At 49.3% G+C, this 25,079-nt stretch carries 23 protein-coding genes and 3 pseudogenes; 5 read left to right on the top strand and 21 right to left on the bottom strand.

Annotated features, from left to right (window positions below):
* The 5 genes from B9L19_RS01495 to B9L19_RS01470 form a co-directional block, all read right to left on the bottom strand.
* Positions 1–978, bottom strand: coding sequence for an alpha-ketoacid dehydrogenase subunit beta (locus tag B9L19_RS01495; RefSeq protein ID WP_025948862.1), 978 nt, complete (start codon positions 976–978; stop codon positions 1–3).
* Positions 979–2,058: a pyruvate dehydrogenase (acetyl-transferring) E1 component subunit alpha gene (pdhA, locus tag B9L19_RS01490; RefSeq protein ID WP_025948863.1), complete on the bottom strand. Its 1,080-nt coding sequence runs from the start codon at positions 2,056–2,058 to the stop codon at positions 979–981.
* 86 nt (positions 2,059–2,144) lie between these two features.
* Positions 2,145–3,446, bottom strand: a complete 1,302-nt coding sequence (locus B9L19_RS01485) for a dihydrolipoamide acetyltransferase family protein (protein ID WP_025948864.1) — start codon at positions 3,444–3,446, stop codon at positions 2,145–2,147.
* A gap of 1,060 nt (positions 3,447–4,506) precedes the next feature.
* Positions 4,507–4,887: a hypothetical protein gene (locus tag B9L19_RS18485; protein ID WP_141104705.1), complete on the bottom strand. Its 381-nt coding sequence runs from the start codon at positions 4,885–4,887 to the stop codon at positions 4,507–4,509.
* Position 4,888: 1 nt separating this feature from the next.
* Positions 4,889–5,254 carry a hypothetical protein gene (locus tag B9L19_RS01470; protein WP_089113817.1) on the bottom strand — a complete coding sequence of 122 codons (366 nt, stop codon included), beginning with the start codon at positions 5,252–5,254 and terminating at the stop codon, positions 4,889–4,891.
* Positions 5,255–5,521: 267 nt separating this feature from the next.
* On the opposite strand from B9L19_RS01470, the gene B9L19_RS01465 reads away from it, so the two are divergent.
* Positions 5,522–6,508 carry a Gfo/Idh/MocA family protein gene (locus B9L19_RS01465; RefSeq protein WP_047752546.1) on the top strand — a complete coding sequence of 329 codons (987 nt, stop codon included), beginning with the start codon at positions 5,522–5,524 and terminating at the stop codon, positions 6,506–6,508.
* Between the two features lie 95 nt (positions 6,509–6,603).
* On the opposite strand, the gene B9L19_RS01460 is transcribed toward B9L19_RS01465, so the two are convergent.
* From B9L19_RS01460 to B9L19_RS01395, 14 genes are all read right to left on the bottom strand, one after another.
* A complete protein-coding gene (locus tag B9L19_RS01460; protein WP_014196879.1) occupies positions 6,604–7,041 on the bottom strand; it encodes a DUF4275 family protein in 438 nt (145 codons plus the stop codon).
* Between the two features lie 228 nt (positions 7,042–7,269).
* Entirely contained in the window at positions 7,270–7,689 is a 420-nt protein-coding gene (arsC, locus tag B9L19_RS01450) for an arsenate reductase (thioredoxin) (protein ID WP_014196881.1), read from the bottom strand.
* A gap of 15 nt (positions 7,690–7,704) precedes the next feature.
* Complete coding sequence (gene arsB, locus B9L19_RS01445) at positions 7,705–8,772, bottom strand: ACR3 family arsenite efflux transporter (protein WP_014196882.1); 1,068 nt, start codon at positions 8,770–8,772, stop codon at positions 7,705–7,707.
* 21 nt (positions 8,773–8,793) lie between these two features.
* Positions 8,794–9,141 (bottom strand): ArsR/SmtB family transcription factor, encoded by a 348-nt coding sequence (locus tag B9L19_RS01440; RefSeq protein WP_014196883.1) that lies wholly within the window; start codon positions 9,139–9,141, stop codon positions 8,794–8,796.
* Between the two features lie 224 nt (positions 9,142–9,365).
* Positions 9,366–9,749, bottom strand: a complete 384-nt coding sequence (locus tag B9L19_RS01435) for a DUF1360 domain-containing protein (protein ID WP_014196884.1) — start codon at positions 9,747–9,749, stop codon at positions 9,366–9,368.
* A 61-nt stretch (positions 9,750–9,810) separates the two neighbouring features.
* Complete coding sequence (locus B9L19_RS01430; protein WP_014196885.1) at positions 9,811–9,996, bottom strand: hypothetical protein; 186 nt, start codon at positions 9,994–9,996, stop codon at positions 9,811–9,813.
* Between the two features lie 155 nt (positions 9,997–10,151).
* Positions 10,152–11,087 (bottom strand): ribose ABC transporter substrate-binding protein RbsB, encoded by a 936-nt coding sequence (rbsB, locus tag B9L19_RS01425; protein WP_011232696.1) that lies wholly within the window; start codon positions 11,085–11,087, stop codon positions 10,152–10,154.
* Between the two features lie 34 nt (positions 11,088–11,121).
* Positions 11,122–12,066, bottom strand: a complete 945-nt coding sequence (gene rbsC, locus B9L19_RS01420) for a ribose ABC transporter permease (protein WP_025038926.1) — start codon at positions 12,064–12,066, stop codon at positions 11,122–11,124.
* A complete protein-coding gene (locus B9L19_RS01415) occupies positions 12,063–13,556 on the bottom strand; it encodes a sugar ABC transporter ATP-binding protein (RefSeq protein ID WP_014196887.1) in 1,494 nt (497 codons plus the stop codon). The genes rbsC and B9L19_RS01415 overlap by 4 nt, the downstream gene beginning before the upstream one ends.
* A 21-nt stretch (positions 13,557–13,577) precedes the next feature.
* The gene (rbsD, locus tag B9L19_RS01410; protein WP_011232699.1) at positions 13,578–13,988 is read right to left on the bottom strand and encodes a D-ribose pyranase; all 411 of its coding nucleotides are present in this window, start codon (positions 13,986–13,988) and stop codon (positions 13,578–13,580) included.
* Positions 13,988–14,881, bottom strand: coding sequence for a ribokinase (gene rbsK, locus B9L19_RS01405; RefSeq protein ID WP_011232700.1), 894 nt, complete (start codon positions 14,879–14,881; stop codon positions 13,988–13,990). The genes rbsD and rbsK overlap by 1 nt, the downstream gene beginning before the upstream one ends.
* Positions 14,878–15,867: a LacI family DNA-binding transcriptional regulator gene (locus B9L19_RS01400; protein WP_011232701.1), complete on the bottom strand. Its 990-nt coding sequence runs from the start codon at positions 15,865–15,867 to the stop codon at positions 14,878–14,880. The genes rbsK and B9L19_RS01400 overlap by 4 nt, the downstream gene beginning before the upstream one ends.
* A gap of 307 nt (positions 15,868–16,174) precedes the next feature.
* Complete coding sequence (locus tag B9L19_RS19235; protein WP_013146530.1) at positions 16,175–16,291, bottom strand: DUF3789 domain-containing protein; 117 nt, start codon at positions 16,289–16,291, stop codon at positions 16,175–16,177.
* An 86-nt stretch (positions 16,292–16,377) separates the two neighbouring features.
* Positions 16,378–16,830 carry a VanZ family protein gene (locus B9L19_RS01395; protein WP_011232703.1) on the bottom strand — a complete coding sequence of 151 codons (453 nt, stop codon included), beginning with the start codon at positions 16,828–16,830 and terminating at the stop codon, positions 16,378–16,380.
* A gap of 515 nt (positions 16,831–17,345) precedes the next feature.
* Here B9L19_RS01395 and B9L19_RS01390 point away from each other — a divergent pair.
* On the top strand, positions 17,346–18,068 hold the full coding sequence (locus tag B9L19_RS01390; protein WP_011232705.1) for a PIN domain-containing protein: 723 nt from the start codon (positions 17,346–17,348) through the stop codon (positions 18,066–18,068).
* Positions 18,069–18,409: 341 nt separating this feature from the next.
* Here B9L19_RS01390 and B9L19_RS01385 read toward each other — a convergent pair.
* Positions 18,410–18,562: pseudogene (locus B9L19_RS01385) on the bottom strand (amidohydrolase); the annotation flags it as partial.
* 388 nt (positions 18,563–18,950) lie between these two features.
* Positions 18,951–20,363 (bottom strand): DDE-type integrase/transposase/recombinase, encoded by a 1,413-nt coding sequence (locus B9L19_RS01380; RefSeq protein WP_033012449.1) that lies wholly within the window; start codon positions 20,361–20,363, stop codon positions 18,951–18,953.
* A 430-nt stretch (positions 20,364–20,793) separates the two neighbouring features.
* On the opposite strand from B9L19_RS01380, the pseudogene B9L19_RS01370 reads away from it, so the two are divergent.
* The 3 genes and pseudogenes from B9L19_RS01370 to B9L19_RS01355 all read left to right on the top strand — a co-directional run.
* Positions 20,794–21,318 (top strand): annotated as a pseudogene (locus B9L19_RS01370) (UPF0236 family transposase-like protein); the annotation flags it as partial.
* A 685-nt stretch (positions 21,319–22,003) separates the two neighbouring features.
* Positions 22,004–23,215 carry an MFS transporter gene (locus tag B9L19_RS01365; RefSeq protein WP_020278768.1) on the top strand — a complete coding sequence of 404 codons (1,212 nt, stop codon included), beginning with the start codon at positions 22,004–22,006 and terminating at the stop codon, positions 23,213–23,215.
* A 563-nt stretch (positions 23,216–23,778) separates the two neighbouring features.
* Positions 23,779–24,951: pseudogene (locus B9L19_RS01355) on the top strand (IS1634 family transposase); the annotation flags it as partial.
* Between the last annotated feature and the right edge of the window lie 128 nt (positions 24,952–25,079).

The following is a 25,079-nucleotide window of genomic DNA, read 5'->3' as shown; positions in this document are numbered from 1 at the left end:
TTAGTATCGCAGCAGCGTTTCGATCCCTTCCACGATGCGCTCGGCGTTCGGCAGCCAATCATCCTCGACCGACGGCACCGGATACGGCGTGTCGTAGCCGGCGATGCGCACGATGGGGGCCGAGAGAGCGAACAGCGCCCGCTCACTGATCAAGGCCGCCACTTCCGCGCCAAACCCGCCCGTTTTCACCGCTTCATGGACGATCATCACCCGCCCCGTTTTTTCCACCGAGGCGATGATCGCATCAAGATCAAGCGGCTGCAGGCAGCGAAGGTCGATCACTTCCGCGCTGACCCCTTTCGCTTCCATCTCGGCGGCGACTTTGGCGGCAAGCGGCACCGTCGCCCCCCAAGAGATGATCGTCACATCGTCTCCTTCTTTCACAACCCGTGCTTGGCCGAGCGGAATCGTGTACGGTTCTTCCAGCACCTCCATGCGAAACGCCCGATACAGCTTCATCGGCTCCAAAAACAGAACCGGGTCTTCATCGCGAATGGCGGAAATGAGCAGCCCTTTCGCATCGTACGGATTGGACGGCATGACGACTTTTAAGCCCGGCGAATGGGTAAACAGCGCCTCAAGCGCATCGGAGTGCAATTCGGGCGTCCGCACCCCGCCGCCGTATGGGCTGCGCACGACGATCGGGCACGAAAACCGTCCGGCCGAGCGGAAGCGGATGCGCGCCGCCTGGGCCGCCAACTGGTCCATCGCCTGGTACACAAACCCGAGAAACTGAATTTCGGCAATCGGCCGCATGCCGTTGATCGCCAGTCCAATGGACGTGCCGATAATGCCCGATTCCGCAAGCGGCGTATCAAACACGCGCTCCTCGCCAAACTGCGCAAGCAGCCCGTCCGTCGCCCGGAAGACGCCGCCGTTTTCGCCGACATCTTCGCCCAGCACGATGATGCGCGGATCGCGCTCCATCTCCTGGCGCATCGCTTCATTGATCGCCTCGATCATCGTCAATTCCGCCATTTATCTCACCCCGCTCCGTTGTTTGCGCCGCATCACTTCGTCTTTTTGCTCGGCCAACAATTTCGGCGCCTCGCTGTACACATAATCGAACACATCGACAATCGAACCGGACTTGCTGGCGATGGCCGCCTCGTACGCCGCCGTCACTTCGTCATTCACTTGGGCGACAAACGCGTCTTCCTGCGCTTCCGTCCATAATCCGCGCCGTTCCAAAAGCACGCGCAGACGGTGAAGCGGATCTTTCGTCCGCCATGTCTCGACCTCTTCCGGCCGGCGGTATTTCGTCGGGTCGTCCGCCGTCGTGTGCGGCCCGAGCCGGTAGGTGAGCGCTTCGATCAACATCGGCCCCTCGCCGCGGCGGGCGGCTTCGACCGCCTGTTTCATTGTTTCATAAACCGCCAGCACGTCGTTGCCGTCGACCAGCACTCCTTTCATCCCGTACGCAAGCGCCTTTTGCGCGATCGTCCGGCTGGCCGTCTGCTTCCGGTACGGCACGCTGATGGCGTATTGGTTGTTTTGGCAGAAAAAGATGACCGGCACGTTGTACACCGCGGCGAAATTCATCGCTTCATGAAAATCGCCCTCCGACGTCGCCCCGTCGCCGAAATACGCCACCGATACGTGCGGTTCGCCCTTCAATTTCGACGCCCACGCGCATCCGACCGCATGAAGCGTCTGCGCGGCGATGATGATTTGCGTTGGGAAAATGTTCACCTCATCCGGCATCCGTTTCCCTGACAAGCGGCCCTGCACGTAATGGAAAAACTGCTCAAGCGGCATGCCATGCATCAAGCATACCGCCACTTCGCGGTAGCTCGGGAAAATCCAATCGTCTTTATGAAGCGCAAGGGCGCTGCCGATTTGCGCCGCCTCTTGGCCGCTGAACGGGGCGTAGGTCCCGATCCGCCCCTGCCGCTGCATGCGCAACAGCCGCTCATCAATGACGCGCGCCCGCCGCATTTCCCGATAAGCGCGAAGCAGCCATTCATCGGAAAACGCCGCCAGCTGCCTCTCGTCGCCGTTTCCGTTTTCGTCCAAAATTTGCACGATCTCGACCGACAATTGGTCCGGATCAAACATGGGCTTCCCTCCCACTTTTGTTTTCATAGGCGGCTCGTTCCTTTTCCCATCTCGCCCTTTTCCAACATGGGGCAAAGGCCCGCCCTTCACCGCGCATCCAAAAGCAGCACTTCCGGATGTTCCAAATAGTAGGCCACCGTCCGCATAAACCGCCCGGCCGGCTCGCCGTCAATGATGCGATGGTCAAAGGTGAGCGACATTCCCATCATATCGCGGATGACAATTTCATCGCCGACGACAACCGGGCGCCGTTTGATCGCATGCGCTCCGAAAATCGCCACTTCCGGATAGTTGATGATCGGCGTCGCAAACCACCCTCCGCCCGCGCCGGTGCTCGTGATCGTAAACGTGCTTCCTTGCAGCTCGTCAAGGCGAAGCGCCTGGCGGTGCGCTTTTTCCGACAGCTCGGCGATCTCAACGGCGAGCTCGCGGATCGATTTTTGATCGGCGTCACGGATGACAGGGACGACAAGCCCCGCTTTCGTCGCCGTCGCGATGCCGATGTGGTAGCGCTTTTTCAAGACGATTTCATTCGTCTCTTCATCGAGCGAAGCGTTAAACATCGGATATTGCTTCAGCGCCCTTGTCACCGCTTTGATTATAAACGGCAAATACGTCAGCTTGATCTGCTCCTTGGCCAGCTCGCTGGCCAGGTTTTTGCGGATCTCGACGAGCTTCGTCACGTCCACCTCGTCCATGCCGGTCACATGCGGCGCCGTGTACGCCGATTTCACCATTTTTTCGGCGATTTTTTTGCGCAAGCCGCGAAGCGGGATGCGCTCTTCTTCTGGAACCACAAGCTCCATGCTGGCGATGGACGTCCATGCGGCTTTGTCCGCCTTTTGCTCTATCGCCGCGCCCCCAACTGGCAAAACCGCGGCCCCGCTCCTTTCACGTTGCTCTGCCACCGCCACGGCTGCTTCCCGCTCGCGGACATATCGCTCCAAGTCGGCGAGCGTCACCCGGCCGCCTTCGCCCGTTCCTTCCACTTCATCGATCGGAACGCCCAACTCTCGCGCCCGCTTGCGCACAGACGGCGCGGCAATCGCCCGCTTGCGCCCCGCCGCTGGGCGCGGGGCTTCTATATGAACAGCAGACGCAGGCTCCTGAGCCAAATGGTCAGTCGACGCCGCTTCAGACGTCACCGCCGCCTCGGTTTCCACGACAATGAGCGGCTCCCCAACCTTCACCGTCGCCCCTTCCGGCCCGGCAAGCGCCACCACTTTGCCAGCGACCGGCGTCGTCATTTCGACCATCGCCTTGTCCGTTTGAATTTCGGCGATCGGCTGATCGGCCTTGACCACATCCCCTTCGCGAATGAGCCAACGGATGATTTCCGCTTCATGCAGCCCTTCGCCGATGTCGGGCAATTTAAATTCGTAGATCATGTGATATCCCCTTCCCCTTGTTCTCATGTTGTGATGGGAAACAAACACAATGGTGCAGCATCCATGGTGCGGCGATCGTGAGGAAAGACAGAAGTTAAGCGCTTACAAAAAATGTGGCAAAAATTCGTTTTTTCTGCCAAAATATCAAACGAATATTTCAAATTTTCCAACCTACAAGATTTATGATAGTCTATAGATTATCAAGCTGTCAATATAAGGAGAGCAGACATTTTTCGCCCGCTTCGACAATCAACGACAGTTGCTTCCATTATCGCAAAATAACAACTCTCGATTTGATTCTACCCAAACACCGAGAGCGGGTCCAAAACGGCGGGGAGGCCGTTTTTCGCAACATTATGTCATACAGGCGCAAATCGGCGGCATTGGGTGAAAAGGAGGTTGGTTTTACATTTTTTGTAATTAAAAAATAAGGATCTTCACCACAAAGCATACTTGAAAATGAAGGAGGATTATAGATTATAAAAATTTGAATGGGATTTATTTGTTACTATTCCATTAATATCTTTGGATAATATTTTCATAATCTCCCCCTTTAAAAGCCAAGTACATCTTTTGGTAATGAACCTGTAATATCCCATATTTTATTTTTGTATGTTATGCAAAGGCCGCGAAATATGAGTTCCATCTTTTCTGCCTATTATAAAAACCACCCCACTACGGGATGGCCATAATATTACAAAGATTTCATTCAAATGATCGCTCACTATAGACGCCTTTTAAAAAAAACAACTAACTTCATAATCGACCAGACCATAACAAACACCACACCATAGATCGTTATAAAAATAACAACGCCTTTCAAAAAAAGAAGGAAAAGGCCTTTCCACCCTTCTTCCAACCAACTTATATATAAAAGACACACAAGAAATGCAAAGAATGCAATGTAATTTTTTTTCATAACGGCTTCCTCTTTAGCTCTCCACCAAAAGTTTGGGTTTGGCTGTGTCGGAATTTGTCCTTCTTGCGGCACAAGTAAAGATCATGTTGGATAAAAGCCTATGCAAAACATATCGTATATTGTGGAAGTGAACCTCATCGTTCAAACTTTAAAATCATAAGTAGATAAAGTACCATTATCTCGGAAACCAAACGTCCTTATCTCCAAATCCCACTTGAAGTCAAAGGGCATAATATGAACCGCCCAAATACCATCTGGTTTTTCTAAATGAAGAAAAAACGAAAAATGTACAATGGAAAATACTTTTTGTATCGCTTTTTTCTGATCAAGTTCTATCTTAACTCCAAAAATCGCTTCTCCATGCGGGTGATGCCATATCATTTCAACAAATCTATCTTTTTCTTGTACATTTGAAACAACGCAATGAACAATACAATATTTATCAAGTGGAGTGAAAACTTTTTTTATATATAACGGATTGCGATCACTATCAAGCTCGGCACAGCTATTTACACTACACAACTTAATAACGACCACCGCCAATTAATTTATGAAGTTTATTTTCAACCTTCGTTATACCATTGTCAATTGCCTTCCCCGCTTTTGTGCTGTCAAACCATTTTTCTACAGCAGCGACTTTGTTCATGCTCCCGACTACATAACTTCCTGCGAAATATCCCGCTACCATTCCCTTGGCGGCTCCTTTTGCAGTTTCGGACGCCACTTTTCTTTCTAACATCGTAAATCCCGTCGTTGCAGCTTTATACGCTCTCACTCCATTTCCTATTCCACCTGTAGCCATCCCAACAATGTTAGAAATCGTATTACTCCTCAAATCGTCTGCTATAGAACTGACTACCCAATGTGCGACCTTTTGTATTTTGTTCATCGTATCCCTCCTAGCAAAAATGAATTCCCAAAATAATCATAAAAAACAAAAAAAATACATGTCAACTATTTTATAGTATATCTTAAATACGAGATATATGTTAGGGCGTGATCATAATGGTTTTTTCTTCGTTTCTCACCGATTACAACAACTCCTTCCTTCACTGCTTTTGGACAAGTCAGTGATCCAATCCCGCACACAAGAACCCATACTCTCTCGATAAATTGTGCTAAAATGAAAGGCGACAAGAGCGAAAGGGGAATGATGATGATTCGATTCGCAACCATCGGCACAAACTGGATCACCGAAGCATTTCTTGACGCCGCGCGCCTCGTCGATTCCTTCGAACTCGCCGCCGTCTACTCGCGAACCGAGGAGACCGCAAAGCAGTTTGCCGACAAAGTCGGTGCGCCACGGACATTCACCGACTTGCACGAACTGGCCGAAAGCAACGACATTGATGCCGTCTATATCGCGAGCCCGAACGCACTCCATGCCGAGCAGGCGATTTGGCTCATGAATCACGGCAAACACGTCTTGTGCGAAAAACCGCTCGCCTCCAATGCGAGAGAAGTCAAAGCGATGATCGAAGCGGCCAATCGAAACGGCGTCGTGTTGATGGAAGCGATGAAGGCGACGTTGCTCCCCACTTTTCGGTCCATCCGCGAGCACTTGCCGAAACTCGGCCGCATCCGCCGCTACGTGGCGAACTATTGCCAATACTCGTCGCGCTATGACGCTTATAAACAAGGAACGGTGCTCAACGCCTTCAATCCGGCTTTTTCGAACGGAGCATTGATGGATATCGGCGTCTACTGCCTGTACCCGATGGTGGTGCTGTTTGGCAAGCCGAAGAGCCTCAAAGCACAAAGCCTCAAGCTTGAATCGGGGGTAGACGGCGAAGGAACAATCGTCTTCGACTACGGGGGGATGGATGGGATCGTCTTTTATTCGAAAATCGCCAATTCCTACTTGCCGGCGGAAATCCAAGGAGAAGAAGGAAGTATGATCATTGACGCCATCCATACGCCGACCAAAGCGGAAATCCGCTACCGCGACGGGCGCGTCGAGGACATCACCGTCCCGCAAGACAAACCGCCGATGTATTACGAGGCGGAAGAGTTTATCCGTCTCATCGAAAGCGGGGAACGGGAGTCGTCCATCAACTCACACCGCCATTCGCTTTGGACGATGGAAATCATGGACGAAGCGCGAAAACAAACCGGCATCGTGTTCCCGGCCGACGAGCGATAATAAAAAGGTTCCAACCTAGTCTTCCTGGGGCTCGGTTGGAACTCTTTTTCTTTCTGTCTCATTGGATTTCCTTGGCCGCCGATAAGCCATGGCTGTTACCTTCTGCTAAAATACGGGCCAAGCCATCCGCTTTCATGCGTCATGACAAACGTCCAGTTGAACTCGCTGTCCACCACATATAGATCGATTTTGTCGTTTTCCGCTGCCAGATCGGCGGCTTTCAATCCGGACGCATCCTCCACGGTGAACGCATCGTCGCCATGTTGAAAGAAAAGATAGCAGCACGTTTTCTCTTCTTGATCAAACGCCATTTCCGCTTCTTCTCCTGTGAAACAGCCTCTCATCCCATAGCTGAACACATGCCATAAGTAGCCGTTGACTCCATTCCGATTATGAAGGTGGATGTGTTGTTTTTCTTCCACAGTCAAATGGCCGGCAAACACCTTTTCCCACTGTTGTCGCCATTGCGCTCCGAAACCGGACTGTTTGCGGATTTTGATGTTTCGGCGAGCTAACTGATGAAATAACTCCATTTCGTTTCTCCCCCAGTGACCTGACGTGGCACCGCCTTCATCGATGTGCTCATTTCGTCTGTCAAAACGTTCGATGGATCGACAAGATGGCTTCTCACCATCTTTGTCACGCCGAGCGGTTTTCGTCCGCCCAGCCACTTCCCCGTTTCCGGCCGCACTTCGACGAGCAGCTGCTGCGCACCCTATGCAAGACAGTTTCCCCGCTCTTTGCGCCTTGCCGCCCCGTCCCTATTCACCCGTCTCGGCAAACCGGCGGATGCGCGCGCCAATTTCATCGCGGACGCGGCGGAACACCGCCAGCTTCTCCTCTTCTGTCCCTTCCGCTTTCGCTGGATCGTCAAAGCCCCAATGGACGCGCTTCACGTGCGGCGGAGTGACCGGACAATGGTCGGCCGCATGGCCGCACAGCGTCACGACCAAATCAGCACGGTTCAGCAAGTCCGGGTCGATGACATCAGACGTTTGCTTCGAAATATCGATGCCGACTTCTTTCATCACCTTGACCGCATTCGGATTGAGCCCGTGCGCTTCAATCCCGGCGCTGTACACATCCCATTCATCGCCTAACAGTTGTTTGGCCCAGCCTTCCGCCATTTGGCTGCGGCATGAGTTGCCTGTGCATAAGAAATAAATGATTTTTTTCTTCATCGTTGATTCCCACCTTTATTTTGATTCTGGAGCAGCAGAGGAAAAATACTTTCGCTGAAACGCTAAAGCGACGTTGACAAGCGCGAGCATCACCGGCACTTCAATAAGCGGACCGATGACCGCCGCAAACGCCGCGCCCGAATGAATGCCAAACACCCCAATGGCGACGGCAATGGCCAGCTCAAAGTTGTTGCTTCCCGCCGTAAACGCGAGCGTCGTCGACACCGGATAACCAGCCCCCCATTTTCTCGCCAAAAAGAACGACACAAAAAACATGATAACAAAATAAAGAAGCAACGGAATGGCAATCCGGACGACATCAAACGGCAAGTTGACGATCATATCGCCTTTGAGCGAAAACATTACGATGATCGTGAACAAAAGCGCAACGAGCGTCAGCGGGCTGATTTTCGGAACGAATACCGTGTCATACCATGACCGGCCTTTCACTTTCACAAGCGTAAACCTTGTCGCCATGCCGGCGAAAAACGGAATTCCCAAATAAATAAACACCGATTTCGCCACTTCCGCCATCGTGATCTCAACAATCGCCCCCTTAAGCCCGAGCCATTCCGGAATGACTGTCACAAACACGTACGCATATAGCGAGAAAAACAATACTTGAAACAGTGAATTGAAGGCGACAAGTCCCGCTGCGTACTCTGTGTCACCGCGCGCCAAGTCATTCCAGACGATGACCATGGCGATACAGCGGGCGAGCCCGATTAAAATCAAACCAATCATATACTCCGGCTTGTCAGGCAAAAAGACGACCGCCAACAAAAACATGAGAATGGGACCGATCACCCAGTTTTGCACGAGGGATAAGACGAGTACCTTCACATCTTTGAACACGCGCCCCATCTCTTCGTAGCGCACTTTCGCGAGCGGCGGATACATCATCAAAATCAAGCCGATCGCAATCGGAATCGACGTTGTCCCCACTTGCAGGCGGTTCAATCCATCCACCAACCCAGGAGCCCAAATTCCGACTGCGATCCCGACCGCCATCGCAAGAAAAATCCATACCGTCAAAAAGCGGTCTAAAAACGACAACCGCTTCGGTTCGCAACAATCCACCATCATTCACCTCGTCATTCAACATCAGCACCCGCAGCGGGCCGTCGGATTCGCTGTCTCGATTTTGCGAATGTTTTCGCCTTGGTCCGGAACGTACGACAACACCGCTTGCAACAGCGAGTAGTATTCACTTTGCGGCCGGAGCGAATAATACACCCATTGCCCTCTCCGCTCTTCTTTGATCAGCCCGGCATCTTTTAACTTACGCAAATGCTGGCTGATCGCCGGCTGGCTGGTCGAAAACACCTCCAGCAGCTCGCACACACAGCATTCCCGCTTATTCAAAATCGCCAAAATCGTCAGCCGCGTCGGATCACCAAGCAGCTTTAATACCCGGGCTGTCGCTTCCATCTCCATCGCGAGTTGCGGCATATCACCCCTCCGTTCATCATCATATCATGATTTGCTTATATAAAAACGAACAACCATCATGAAACGGCCACGCCAACCAATGAAATGGTTTCCGCCAATCATTATATAATTAAGTACTTATATAAGTCAACCATGATGTATCGACAAAAGCAAGAAAAGCGGGCGTGCCGCATGTTTCCGCCGTACGCCCGCAAATGTTTCCCGCCCTCTGCCGCCGACACACCTTAGTCCATCCGCTTTTTCACCGCTGACAGAAGATCGATTGCCTTCGTCCCCACCCCGACGAATGTTTCCAAAATCGCTTGCGCCCCTGCAATCGAAAAAATGAAAATCAGCGGCATAGCGATAGTCGGAATGAAAAAATAGCCAAGCGCGATCAACATCGCGCTCCACACCCCCGCGCACCAATAACAATTCAACAAGTAGCCAAATTTGGAGGTCGGCACTTTCTTGATTTCCGTATGCCCGTCCTCACTTTTGACTTTTTCTTTCTTCATAAACGGATTGCGCAGAAACTCGGTAATTTTGTCGAACACAATCAAATGGGTAAACCGATAGCTGGCCAAAATGATCATGATGTACGTCATCCAGTCGAGTTCGCGAAGCATGGCGAGTCCCTTTCTTTTTACATTTCGTCCCTTGTATTATGGACCAAAAGTCGTTTCATTATCACATGACCGCCACAATACCAGGAGGAACAAAGCCAGCTGTCCACCTTTTTGCGCAGCCACAAAACGTCCGCATGAAACCCTCCTCTTTGTTTTTCTTCTTGGGCACAATCATTTTCTGGTATAACTTATCTTCTTCACCCCAAGTTTGGCGTGACTCGGCAAACAGCATTTTGACCTTTTTCATGTGCCTGCAATGTCCTTTAACCTGTCGAACTTAAAATGTCACTTGACGATTCCAAACGTTGAAACAACCACAAAAAAACGAGATGTGCAAACAGTCGCCTCAACGGGAGCTCCCTCTGCGGCGCACATCTCGTTCACGCGAAAGAATATTACGCGTTATTGCCCTTGAACCAATTCGAGCGGAACCGGAATAAATTTTTCCACTTTCTCCCCTTTGTGAACGCGAATGGCGGCTTCTACCGCCTTTTCGCCAATTAATGCCGGTTTTTGTGCGACCGTGGCTGCCATTTTGCCTTCTTTCACGGCTTTGACTGCGTCATCTGTCGCATCGAATCCGACCACAAGGACGTTGTTCATTCCATGTGCTTGCAACGCCTCTAAAGCTCCTAAGGCCATTTCATCATTATGCGCAAAAACCGCTTGAATGTCTTTATGGCTTTGCAAAATGTTTTCCATGACCGCCAGTCCTTTCGCCCGGTCAAAATCTGCCGCTTGTTTGGCCACAACTTTCATATTGGCTGCTTTGTCAATGACTTGGTGAAATCCTTCTCCACGTTCACGAGCGGCCGAGGAACCAGGAATCCCTTCCAATTCCACAATGTTTCCACCGTTTTTCAAGTGATCGACAAGAAATTGGGCCGCCATTTTCCCACCAGCCACATTGTCAGAAGCGATATGGGTGACCACTTTCCCGCCGTCCGCGCTGCGGTCGACCGTAATGACCGGGATGTTGGCGCTGTTGGCGGATTCAATCGCAGAAGCCACGGCGCTCGAGTCCGTCGGGTTGACCAAAAGCACATCGACCTTCTGCTGGATCAAGTCTTCAATATCGTTAATTTGTTTCGCCGAATCATTTTGGGCATCAACCACAATCAGCTCTGCCCCTTCATCCTTGGCGGCTTTTTCAGCCCCTTCTTTTAATGTGACAAAGAACGGGTTGTTCAAGGTGGAAATGGACAAACCGATTTTCACTTCCCCATCCTGTTTCGTTTTCCCTTTGTCGCTCGATGCGTTGTTCTGGTCGAGCGAACATCCACCCAACACGCCGCCTGCAAGCAACAATGTGGCTAACAAACCAACTGCTTTTCGCATTTTCATACTCCCCCTTATTTTTTGATAACATCTATCATACTTCTTTGCGGCGGTCTAACAGCACCGCAAGAAGAATGACCGCTCCTTTGATGACTTGCTGGTAAAACGACGACACATTGAGCAAGTTCAATCCATTGTTCAATACACCGATAATCAAGGCGCCGACTAACGTGCCGAAAATCCAGCCTCTTCCTCCTGACAAACTGGTGCCGCCTAAAACAACGGCCGCAATGGCATCCAACTCGTACGCCGTTCCCGCTGTCGGCTGCGCGGAATTCAAACGGGAAGTTAAAATGAGCCCCGCCAAAGCAGATAACGCCCCTGTTAGGGCATACACATATATTTTGAGTCGATCAACGCGAAGTCCCGATAGACGGCTCGCTTCTTCGTTCCCGCCAATCGCGTACGTATGGCGGCCAAATGTAGTCTTTTTCAATACTACATACAAAGCGATATAGACCGTGAGCATCAATATAATAGGTACGGGAATGCCGAAGAAATAACCGCGCCCCATCATCTGAAACAGGATGTCATCAGACGCAAACCCTGTAATCGGGCGACCGTCCGTGTAAACGAGAGTCAAGCCGCGAAACGCCGTCATGGTCGCCAGCGTGGCAATAAAAGGAGCCACTTTTCCTTTGGTGACCAAGACTCCGTTCAAGACGCCCATGGCCGCGCCTGCTAATAAGCCGACGAATATCGCAACAAATCCATTGACCCCTTGCGCCATCATTCCTGCTGTGATCGCGCTTGATAACGCCAACACCGAACCGACCGATAAATCAATGCCTCCCGTTAAAATGACAAACGTCATGCCAAAGGCGATGAGCGCGTTAATCGATACTTGCCGCAGGAGATTGAGCCAGTTGTCCATCGTCAAAAAGTCATCGCTCAATATGGAAAGCACGATGCATAGCAGAAACAGCCCGATCAAAGGCCCTAGTTTTTTCACATCCCATTTTCGCTTTGCTCCCATCATCGATTCCCCCCTGTCGCCGCCCGCATGATGGTTTCTTGATCCAACCCGTCGTTTTCCAAGATCGCTTGCACTTTCCCTTCATGGACGACCATGACGCGGTCGCTCATGCCCAATACTTCCGGCAGTTCAGAAGAGATCATAATGATCGCGGCGCCTTGGGCAGCCAATTCATTGATCACTTCATAAATCTCTTTCTTTGCCCCAACATCCACGCCGCGAGTCGGTTCATCCAAAATGAGGATGCGCGGGTTCATCGCCAGCCATTTGCCGAATACGACTTTTTGTTGATTCCCGCCGCTCAATGCTTTCACGGGTAAATCTGGGGAAGAGGCTTTAATATTCAACAGATGAATGTATGTCAACACCACGTCCCGTTCTTTCGATGACTGGATGAATCCCGCTGTTGCTAATTGTTCCAACTTCGGCAAGGTCAAATTCTCATGGACGCTCATCTCGAGAATGAGCCCTTTTTGCTTTCGGTCTTCGGTAATCATGGCGATGCCATGTTCGACGGCTTGGCGCGGAGAACGGATGCGCACAGGACGCCCGTCGATATAGATGTCTCCTTCATCGAATGGTCTGGCTCCGAAAATCGCTTCCATGATCTCGGTTCGCCCCGATCCCATCAGTCCCGCCACACCAAGCACTTCACCGGCTCGCACAGAAAACGATACATTCTCAAACAACCCTTTTTTCGTGAGCCGCTCTACGCGCAGCCGTTCTTCTCCAATGGTGACGCGCCGTTTTGGAAAGCGTTCCCCAATTTGCCTGCCGACCATCATTTGAACAATTTCATCGAAGTTCGTTTCCTTTACTCGTTTCGTTCCGATGAACTGGCCATCGCGGAGAACCGAAATCCGGTCGCAAATGGTAAAAATCTCTTCCATCCGATGTGAAATGTAAACAACCGCGACGCCTTGCTGTTTCAAGGTGCGAATAACAGAAAATAAAGCCTGAATTTCCCGTTCCGTCAGCGCCGCTGTCGGTTCATCCATAATAAGGCACTTCGCATTCGTCGAAATGGCCCTGGCAATTTCGATCATTTGCTGTTTTCCGACAGACAACCGACCGGCGAGTTCTCGTGGGTCAAGGTCCATCCCTAATCTCCGCAAATAGGAAGCGGCCTGTTGCTCCATTTCTTTATAACGAATGACACCCGTTCTCCCGATTTTCGGCTCGCGGCCAAGAAAAATGTTTTCGGCCACCGTCAATGTTGGAATGACATTCAACTCTTGATGAATCACGACAATCCCGTCGCGTTCCGCCTCTTTCGGATGACGGTAATGCACTTCGCGCCCGTTGACAACAATCGTTCCCCCATCCCGCTCATAAATGCCGGTCAACACCTTGATGAGCGTCGATTTCCCCGCTCCGTTCTCTCCCATCAACGCATGCACTTCTCCAGGAAGCACTTCAAAATCAACGCCATTCAGAACGATATTGGCGCCAAACGATTTTTGAATCGACCGCATGTCAATCAAGGGCCTCATCGTTTCTGCCCTCCTTTTCCTTCAGAAATCTTTCGATGAAAAACTTACACCGGAACGCAGAATGATATTGGCATAGGGGGTTGCCTCTCCTGTGCGAATCACCGCTTTCGCCTGCTTCGTCATCGCTTTGAATTGTTCGTGGGGAACAAACTGCACAGGCACACCACCCATTCTTGCCCTGATGCTTTCGTATAAATCCGGATTCTGGTCTTTGATCTCCTCGGCTAGTACGATTGCTTCAATTTCCAATTCATCAACAACCGCATCCAACACGGATAAAAAGGGCGGAAACCCTTTGACGAGAGACAAGTCGATGCGCGCCTGTTCGTTCGGAATCGGCAACCCGCAATCGGCAATCACGATCGTATCGGTGTGCCCGAGCGAGGCAAGCAGCGTGTTCAATTCTTTATTCAAAATCCCGCTTTTTTTCATCAGTGACTCTCCTTCTGTCTGGACAAAAATGATTCGACCTCTTGCCGTCTCGGCATCCCAGCTTGCGCCCCAAGTTTCGTCACCGACAAGGCCGCCGCCGCATTGGCAAACCGACACGCTTCATCAAGCGGCTTCCCTTCTGCCAACGCCACGGCAAGCGCACCGTTAAACGTATCGCCCGCGCCCGTCGTATCCACGACGGGAACTTGGAAACTTGGAATGAGCCGTTCTTGTCCATCTTGCCAAATGCGCACCCCTTTTGCCCCTTCGGTGACAATCAGCTTATCGGCAAACGCTTCTTCGTCCATCTTGTCGAACAAAATCGTCCGTTCATGTTCATTGGGCGTCAAGAAACTCGCCTGCTCAAGCACCGACGGCGGCAGCGGCTGGGCCGGAGCGGGGTTGACGATGACGCGCACGCCATGGCGATGAGCGATCGAAACCGCCCGTTCCACAACGGGAAGCGGAATCTCGAGCTGCAATAAGCAAACATCGCTTTCGGCGATCACGGATTCACATGAATCGAGATCTTCCGGCGTAAGCGCATGATTCGCCCCAGGAACGACGATGATCCGATTGTCCCGCTCAGAAATCGTAATGGAAGCAATGCCTGTACTCCCATGTGTAACCGGTTTCACATAATCGACGGAAATGCCCTCATTTTGTAACGAACGGATGAGCTCTTGACCAAACGCATCATCCCCCACTGCGCCAATCATCCGAATGTTGGCGCCGAGGCGGGCGGCTGCCACCGCCTGATTCGCCCCTTTGCCGCCGGGAGTGGTGAGAAACTGTTCGCCTAAAATCGTCTCTCCTTGGTTTGGAAATCGCGCCGCCACAGTGACTAAGTCCATGTTGAGGCTGCCGATCACCGTAATGGTTGGTTTGTTCAAGTCAATCCCCTCCTTGACGTCGACTGCCGCACCACAAGTTGAACCGGAAGTTGATAATGGAGCTTTTCAAGGGGCTTTCCCTCAATTTGTTTAATTAAAATTCTTGCCGCCATGGCCCCCATTTCGTAAATAGGCTGAGACACGGTCGATAGTTCGGGTGTTGTCATTTCCGTCAGCGGGATGCCGTCGTAGCCAATAATGGCAATATCATCCGGAACCCGCAGCCCGCATTGCTGAACCGCTTTCAAAGCACCGACCGCCATCGCGTCGTTGCCGGCAAAGATCCCGTCCATATCATGTTCAGCCAACGCGGCCATCACCGCTTCTTTCGCCTGCTTCAACTGGTAATTCCCTTGAATGACGAGCTGACGATCTCCCAACCCTAACGCCCTCATTTCATCTTGATAGCCGCGGAAACGCTCCATGGCGTTCACCACGTGGTTGGGCCCTTGAATATGGGCAATCCGCCGGCAGCCCACTTCATACAAATGCCGCGTCGCTAAACGAGCTCCCTCGTAATTATCCGCGACCACCGACGGATAACGCTCATGCAACGGACGGTCGAGCACGACAATCGGAACATCCCATTCCTCGACTTCTTCCGGCGCGAACTGATTCGTGGTCAAAATGACGCCGTCCACATATTTTTGCTTTAACACTTCGATGTATTCTCGTTCTTTTTCTACTTTCTCATCGGAATTGCATAGAATGACCGTATAGTCATAAATATTCATCACATCTTCCACCGCGCGAACGAGTTCGGGAAAGAACGGATTGGTAATATCAGGGACAATGAGTCCGACTGTTTTCGATGTCTTTTTAAACAGAGCTCTCGCCACTTCATTCGGTTTATAATTGAGCTCTTTCATCGCCTGTCTAACCCGTCTTTCCGTTTCCTCATTAACATATCCATTTTGATTTAACACCCGCGAAACGGTGGCGACGGAGACACCTGCACGCTTTGCCACATCACGAATCGTTGCCATGTTCGCTTCCTTCTTTTCTGTCTATGTGTAACCGGTTACACATAGTATATCCTATTTTTTGTGCGCCATCAAGCTTTTTTTAAATACTAGTGATTTAAGGGGAAATGTTGCTCCCCAGCAACGTTTCTCAAACTAAAAAACCTTACAAAAAAACATAATTTTATCCCCTTCAACTTTTCGAATCCGTTGTACTTCGTCGGTCTTTCACGGCGGTTCTCAAACAATGTGCGGCCTTTTTTGCAAGCTGACGTAAACATGATCGCACAGCATTTTCAAAAAAAATCCCTTGCCTGCCGCAAGGGACTTCTCACTTTTCCCTCCACCGTTCGCTCGCTTCATCCGCCCGTTTCGCGGCCACCATCATGCTCATGATGACGAGCATCACGAACGAGCCGACAAACATTCCCGCGATAAACGCGACCATGGCTCTCTCTCCCTTTTCTCGCAAACTTGTTATTTGCCATTCTTTCCTTTTACATCTAAGCCGATACATCGGGAGAGCTCATTCTATTATACGCCGCGTTTGACCGCACAATGCTTTGTCCTTAACCAATGGCGGCAAACAAAGACGATCAAAAGCGCAATCAGCGCCCCGCACGAATCAATCGCCACGTCTTTTGGCGTCGCCGTCCGCCCTGGTTCAAACGATTGGTGCCACTCATCGGTCGCCGCGTAGGCGGTCGCAAACAGCCAAGCGCCTGCATACGCAAACCGCTTGGGCAACAGCGCCCGCCACACAAGCGCGGCCAAAATGCCAAACTCCGTCAAATGCGCCGCTTTGCGAATCAAAAAGTTCAAAAATGGCGGCCCCTCTTCATCCCCGCCGCCAAACGGCAAGTACGATAAAATCATCTGCAGCACATGCGCCGTATTCGCCCCAGTGAACCAGGAAGACTCGCTGAACGTGTAAATGACGACACACCAGAGAATGACAGGAAGCCAGCGGGAAAGGAAATCTCTCATCGTTTCACCTGCCAACACCTTTTTACCAACAAAACAAGGTACCTAAACAACAAACGAAAGTAGACACCTTGTTCGCTAAACCCTTTACCATCATAACAGGGATGGTGATATTTTTCCATTTTCTTTTTTGAAAGCTTCTTCACCGTTGTTTTAAAATCGTTCGCTCACAGGCTGGAAAGAAGACTTCTTTTCCGTTCCCCTTTTCTTTCACCCATTCCCCTTTTAAGGGAGATTCTCTCCGTGTTTATGTTTTCATGAACAAGGGTATAGTAGTAAAAGAAAAATCTGTACATTTTTTCTGGCCAGCATTATAATTTTTAGAAAGGAGAATCAATGAGGTGATCAATATGCCCTCCGCTTTGGAAACGAAAATGAGGGTGACACTATCTTGCACGGAACAGGCCAACAAACCGAATAAGGATCTTTCATTTGCCGAATTACGAAAAAAAATAGCCAAACCTTCTCCCTTTGGCAAAAAATTAGTAGACATCTACAAACAAGGACGGTAGCCGATTATGTCGTTTGTGATGACATATGAAGATGCCATAGATGAACATTTTGGACAAGCGTCTATATACATCGATGCTTGTTTTATTTTGGCCTATATGGACTCCGATGATCCAAGGGGAGATAAGGTATGTGAAATCCTTCAAAAATGGCATAACGAAGGTGTAACGAAATTAGGGATAAGTACACATGTATTTGGGGAAGTGGTACATAACTTATTCATTCAAGAAATTCTATTACCATTAGAAATCTACCATAAAAATCAATCCAATTTACATTCAAAGTCTCGCCAAAATCATCCCCTTGGAGAATTAGAAGAAAGCGTACCCTTCCTATATAACGTTTGGAAAAAACATATTCCAAAATTCTACAAGAAGAACGTTTCTATTAATATTTCAGAATTAATCAAATTCGTGAAAATGAATTATCCCTCACAAAGAAACAAGTTGCAAATCTTCTACAACAGTTCCATTGATCGATATAATGAATTTTTATCTGCCATAAGGCAACATTTCCGCATCGAATTCCTAACAACAGATGCCAACATTCAAGATTTAGCCTTGGCTCAAATGCGGCTCCTTCAGCTCGAAGCCTATGATGCCTTGCACTACGCCATTGCAACATATCATCATTATGACTACTTCGCTACGCTTGACGGCGATTTTGTCCACGCTCTTTACAACCAAGACCTCGACCTAGCACCGATCACAAAAATTGTCAAAATCGCCTAGCCTTGTCGTCTTGATCGAATCGAAGTCCAAAACAAACATTAAGGAAGGCAAAGAGTCCCCATGCTCTCTTTATTTCCTTTATCCACTCATGTGAGCTACACCAAGTTCAACCATGTGAATTAGCGACAGAGAAAGAGCATGCAACTCACATTTCGCACCCTGAATAAAAATTCGAAATAAGCCCGATTTGACCGAATAAAAATTAATTATTTTACATTTTTTATAAAAAATTATTTTTATGCGAATATTCTGGTTATTTTTTGTATATTATGCAAAGGTTGCGAAATATGAGATGCAATATATCGATCCGCCTTTATGATGTACAAAAAAGCGGAAGCATCCTACTCTACTTCCGCCAACAGTTTCAACGTCGCCGCGACAAACATTTGCACGCCGATCTCAAGCGCGTCTTCGTCAATCGTAAAGCGCGGGTGGTGGTGCGGGTAAACGATGCCTTTTTCTACATTGCCCGCGCCGACGTAGAAAAAGCATCCGATCTTCACCCCATCGTCGTTGGAGGCGATCGTTCTGCAATCGCGAGGCTGTCCCCGTGTGATCAACGCATTGGCCACGATGTGCCTGTTGTACGGGCATCAGCTGAAAAAGGACGTCATTGAGGTAGCGTCAAAAGTTCTATGAAAACTCCACACAGATCATCCCATTGAGCATCGTGGGGCATGCGGAGGGCCGGATTCGCCCTTGACCAACACCCGCCAAAGGTGCGGAAGAGTCGTCAAGGGCGACGGGGACAAAAAAGAAGGCAATAAGAAAGCCGCCCTTGCCATGACCGAATTTTACCTTTGGCGGTGTTCGGTTGGTCAAGGGTTCGCTTCGCCGAATCCGGCAGGAGTTCTGTTCAACGGGCTCCGGCGGACAAAAAAGTCAGGCCGCCTCTTGTTGGAGAAACGCTTGTGCCATGGCGATCAGCTTCGTCCACCGGGCCGGCATATGCGGAAGATCCGCCAGTTCCGGGATGACGACCGGCACCCGGCCTTCGAGCGCGCTGTGTGGGCGCAGAAAGTTGAAATACGCCACAAACAGCGTCACAAAGGACACCGAGCCTTCTTCCGCACCAAACCCATGGGTCGGGCGGTAGTTGCCTTTAAAGGTCCGGTTGAATCGCTCGATGATCTGCTTGAGAGGGCGAAACTCTTCCGAGACCGGATCCTCATTGGTCAGCCCGATCACTTGGCGGACGTCAAATGAAATCCCGTGTTGGGCGAAGAAGTGTTGCGCCAGCAGGTAAATCGGGTTGCCATCCACGACGAACGACAAGTCGTCTGGGAGGGACGCTAGCTTCCTGAGGACATCATCGATGGCCTTGATGGCCGAGAGCGTGTCCCGGTTGGGCGAGACGCGATACGACAGCACGATCTTTTTGACGGCGTCAAACATAAAGAACAGGTAATGCCAGCGCCCTTTGACGCGAATATACGTCTCGTCCCCGCAAAACGAACCGGACAGCTCATACGGGAACCGGTCGACAAAGGGCTTGATCCAAAGCGCGACGCTGTTGGCGTAGTTGAGCACCGTCTGATGGGAGATCGAGACGCCATGGATGTCCTTCATGGCGGCGGCGGTCTCCCTCGAGGACATCCCAAAGTTGACGTAGTACGTCAACACGAGCCCCAACACGTGCGGCGACGCAGCCAGCCGGGACAAATCGACCTTCGGCTTGATGAGCGACGAGGAAGCCAACGGGAGAAAGTCAAACAAGAACTCTCGAAACAAATACCGCACCTTGAAGGCTTGAGGATCCTGTTGAAACTGTTGGCGCTCCTTCTTCGTCATCCGGCGAAGGTTGGCCTGGTAAAACGGGCAAGCGTTGTTCTTGCACTTATAGATGTTGTATTCTTTGCGTTCCTTGATTTTTTCCAGCGTCTTTTTGCAGTGCGGGCAGCGAAAGACCGCTTGCTTGGTGAACCGATTTCGGTGGTTGAACCGGCACTGGCACACTTTGCATTGGTATTGCCCTTTTCCGCCGTTATTGGCGTACAGGTAAGAAGAGGGAGCCTGGCAGCGAGGGCAGGTCAACGAATCCGGAACACGGTGTTTCGCCTTCGCGCGGCGCTGGATGGGCCGCAAAGGACGTCCGTGCTGGGCTTCGTAGTCCGCCAACAACTTCCGGTAATCAAGGGTTTCCGGTACATCGATGATCGGAAGGTCATCGATCTGAAGTTTTCGGTACGGTTTTTGGACGGGTTCGTCCAAGTCCTTACGATTCAGGGATTTTCCCACGATCACACCCATGAGATACACAATGATTTGATATTGGGTCTTGATGATTTGAAGCAAATAGGCTAATCATTGAGGTAACAAAGCTTGTCACTCCTTTGTTTTGGCTGTTGAGTGTGTGGTTACCTCAATGATGGCCGAAAACAACGGGGGTGGCAAGCTTTTTTTCTTCCAACCGTTGAAACTCAAGGGAAAACCGTGAGTGTGGAGGATAAACTTTTGACAATACCGTCATTGACGAGGAAGTGGTGCGCATGGCCTTAGAGGAAATGGGGGTATTAGCACGAAAGGAGCCGAATCGGCCTCTTTTGTGCTTTCTCTTTTCCATCATTCCATCAGGCGCGCTGGAAATCTTCATTTGAAAGAGCGTGCAAACGTTCCGAAAGAATGTGCAAAGTCCGGAATAATCGGCAAAAATTTTGCACATTATTTCGGAATCCATCTGAAATAATTTGAAAAAGGGATTCTGAAAGAATGTGCTAATTTACACGTGCGAAAGAAGCTGGCAAAACAAGACGAAGAAGGGATTCTCGTGGAGCTGAACAGCACGGTCGGCACGTTGGAGGACGAAGCGAAAGAACAACAGCTGGCTGCCATGATCCGCCGGATCGAGTCGATGCCGGGATGCATCCAGGACGATCGGGAGTGGCTGTCCGAGCAAGGGGTGGAGACGACCGGCATGCGTCCGATGGGCCACGCCGAGAGCGTGATGAGCCGGTTTGCGCATCGGGTGAAATCCCGCCGCAGCTGGAAAGACCAAGGGCTTCGGGCGTTTCTAAAAGCGATGGTGGCCCGAATCGACGGGATCGGGTGGAGAAAGGGGCAGTTGGAGGAGGAAGAGCCCCGGAGGGCAGCCTCGGCCTCGACGAAGTCCAAGCGGATCGAACAGGCCAAACGGAAGGCAGGACGGTTGTGGGTGGATGTGGTGCGTCAGAATATACCGTGTCTGCAACGATCATCCGGGACGCCGATCCATCAAGCGTTGTCGGCGCTCCGGGATGGTGGTTGGATGTAAAAAATGGAATACAATATGATCACCTCAAGATGAGGGATGAGGGTCCGAAAGCACTTACGATATCAATTCCTGAAAATGGTTCACTAACTAGTGATTGACAACGCCCGTAGTGAACCGAAAAAATGTTCTCCACAAAGTCTTGACTGACTCTAACACTAGGAAAAACTTGTGGATTCCTTGGTGATGTGCTAATCTATTCATGAGACATGAACCTCCTTGTGGGTAGTTGTGAGCACATCTATTTTACTCAAGGAGTCCCGTTCATGTCTCCTTTTTTGTTTGATTGTCAATTTATGTTAGCAAATTTGCTCATCTACAGTTCTTTAATACAAAATATAAGATATTTTGAATGGGATCAATCCAAGGAATTACCGGAAGTAAGTTTGACCGGTTATCTACAGTTGTCTAAACATTTTAATGAAACTATCAGCTAAATACCACCTTCTATGGGTGGTGTTTTTTATTCAACATAACATAAGATATGTTGCATTCAACGATATCCGACAAAACGAGACGAGGTATTACAAAAAACTCTTTACATTACCGTATTTTCCCGATAAAATAATTATTGTAATAACTGTAATATAATGAATATTTAGTTATATTAAAACCACCCCTTATCCTATGTTTTGATTTTGTTCTGTTTCACAAGTGCGTTACATGCCTAGTCTCAATCTTTCTAAGGGTGATCATTTTGAACGCTACAAAATTTTGTATAGCAACGTTTCTTTCAAACTTGGGGGACGTCATATACAGTGTTGTTATAGCTTGGTATATTGCTGACGTTTTACAATCAGGTTTTTTGATGGGAGCAGTTTTATTTTCCCTAGGTTTGTCGAGATTTATTGCTGGGCTTCTTTGCGGACCGGTTATTGATCGAATAGGGGCAAAGTTGTTTCTGTGGTTGTCAGACATGATAAGGACAATCATTGTGTTAGTTTTGGCTATTCTGTTATGGGATCATACTATCTCTTTTGTAATTCTCATAATGGTCTCCGTTTTGTTTGGAGCGATTGATGCTTTTTATTGGTCAGCCTCAGAATCAATAAAGCCAAGATTAGTCGCTACTGAATATTTGAGTCGTCTCAATAGTCAATACTTCACTGTTGTAAGAACAACGATCATTTTGGGCCCTTTAATAGCCGCTTGGATGGTTGAATCAATCTCAATAGAACATTCCTTGATAGCCATTTCTATCTTATATGCATTTTCAACTTTTTTAATTTTGTTTATTGACTCTAAAAATAGTCATCTTGAAAATATAAACGATAATAATGATAAAACTTCTTACTTTTCGGATTTAAGACTTGGTTTTAGTTTTTTGAATAGACAAAAAATGATTTTTTATTTGGTTATAACTATGTTTTTTGTAAATATTGGAGCAAACGGGGTTAATGTATTGTTCCCTTTTTTAGCTAAAAATGTTAGTGATGATGCTAAGTATTTAGGATATATATATTCATCGATGTCAATGGGAAGTTTGTTAACTGGTTTAATCTTTTCAGTTAAAAGCATTCACAAGGTTGAATTGAAGATTATTTATTTATCTTTTCTTTTACAAGCTACTGGTATTGCCGCACTATGTTTCACCCAAAATTTTTTGATTATTCTAATTTTCGTTTTTGTAATTGGCTTAATTACTGGTTTTATAGGAGTCCTTATACCTACTTTTGTTCAACGTTCTGTGCCTATTCATTTATTAGGAAGAGTTAATAGTATTATGATGGCGATTTCAATGCTTTCAACGCCAGTAGCCCAGTTTATTTTTGGGGTCAGTGTTGATTATTTCAATATAAAATATCTTTTCTTCATTGCAGGTGCTTTGGGTATAGTTACTAGTTTATCTTCGTTATTAATTAATGTGAGAAAAGGTACGCCAAGAGAAACTGTAATGTAAAGGAGGTGTTAAGCTTGAATATATTAGTTGGCGTTACAGGTTCTTCAGGAGTTGTTGAACTACCTATGTATTTACGAGTTTTTAGAGAAAAACTAGATGCTAACTCACATTTCGCACCCTCTCGACGAAAATCGGGAGGATTTTTTCGTTCCGATGTCGAATGAATCCTTGACACACAAGGAACGTAAAGGAGTTTTTCTCTTATGAACGTTCAAGTCAAAAAGGTCTATCGCAATTCTTATTTGAATATAATAAGTGCCCTATTCAAGAAACTGGGTCTGCCTCAATTGATTGACCATCTGTTTTTTGCAAGAAAAAAGTGCAGAGTATTGCAGTATATAAATTCGTTTATACCGCATAAAAATTCAATCTGAATTCTCGCTATTAAGGGCTTGACATGGAGCCTCTGCAGCCATGATTCTTTTGCCAAGCGGCCAGCTGTAACAGATTTGGCAAACCCAAACAGGTTATCATGGCTACCCCTCCATGTAAAGCCCCTCTGCATAACCATTTGCATAGAAATTTTGCACATCTCTGCACTTTAATTTTGCAATAAACACCATCTCGTGCCCGTCGATCCGCAGTGCCAAACGCGAGTCAGCGATGCCGTTCAGGCCATCCTCTACAATGTGTTTGACGGCCGGCAAGCCCTTGTTCACTTGGAACATTGGGCTCAGGAGGTCGATTGTGAGAAACTCATCCGTCCCGATCTCCATCCTTCCTGGTTGAACGACGATGCGTTGGCCCGTCATCTCGATCGCCTGTATGAGGCTGGCATTCACAACGTCATCAGCACTTGCTTGATTCATATTTATCTCAAAGAAGGCCTTTCCCTCCGAGCCTTCCACGCCGATACGACGGACAAGACCGTTTACGGCGCGTATGAATCGGCCTCGTTAGAGGCCTTACAAATCACACATGGCTACAACCGCCATCATCGTTGGCAAAAACAGATCGGTTTCGGACTGGTCGGCAACGAGGACGGCATCCCGTTTTACGGCGATGTGCACGATGGCAACCTGCCCGATAAAACATGGAATCCCGAGGTGCTGTCTCGTGTCCATGAACAGCTGAAGCAGGCCAAAATCGAAGACGAATGGATTTACGTGGCCGATTCCGCCGCGATGACGAAAGAGACCCTGGCGCAAACCAAAGCGGCCAACGCCTTTTTGATCACCAGAGGCCCTTCGTCGCTCCGGATCGTGAAAACCGCGCTGGCCGAAGCGGATGCTGAGGACACGACGTGGAGCGATCCCTTTACGTTGGCGGAGAGAAACGGCGCCACGTACCGGGTATGGGAAACGGCCTCGACGTATGAAGGCCACCCCGTTCGGCTGATCGTTGTTGAATCGAGCGCGCTCGACCAGCGAAAAGGAAAGACGCTTGAAAAAGAACGAACCAAAGAAGCGGAGCTTCTTCGCGAGGAACAAGCCCGTTGGGAGCGTCACCCCTTCTCCTGCCGGGAAGATGCCGAACAAGCCTTGGCGTCCCTCAAGGCGTCCCTTCGCCCCCGGTTTCATCGGGTTGAGGCCGCGGTCGAAGAGATCGTACGCCCGAAAAAACGGCGCGGACGGCCGACGACGGGACAGGCGATTTTTCAGCTGTTTCAATATGTGAACGTCGTCCTGTTCAAGCTGCCGGATGGGCGCATCCAACGCTCACTGGATCGCTCCCTTACCCCTGATCAGCGAAGGATTCTGCAGGGATTGGGCATGGATGAGAGCATCTACGTGTAACGTGATACGGAACGACCAGCGATGGTAAAAAAAGGATTGCCATCGCTCGTTGTGTTGGTCAAAAAGTTATTCTGAAAAACTAAATAAAAAATCCTTTGTTTTGACCTTGTTAGGGTGCGAAATGTGAG

It is taken from the genome of Geobacillus thermocatenulatus, from assembly GCF_002217655.1.
In the GTDB taxonomy this organism is placed as follows: domain Bacteria; phylum Bacillota; class Bacilli; order Bacillales; family Anoxybacillaceae; genus Geobacillus; species Geobacillus thermocatenulatus.
This window is presented reverse-complemented; position numbering and strand designations above follow the sequence as displayed.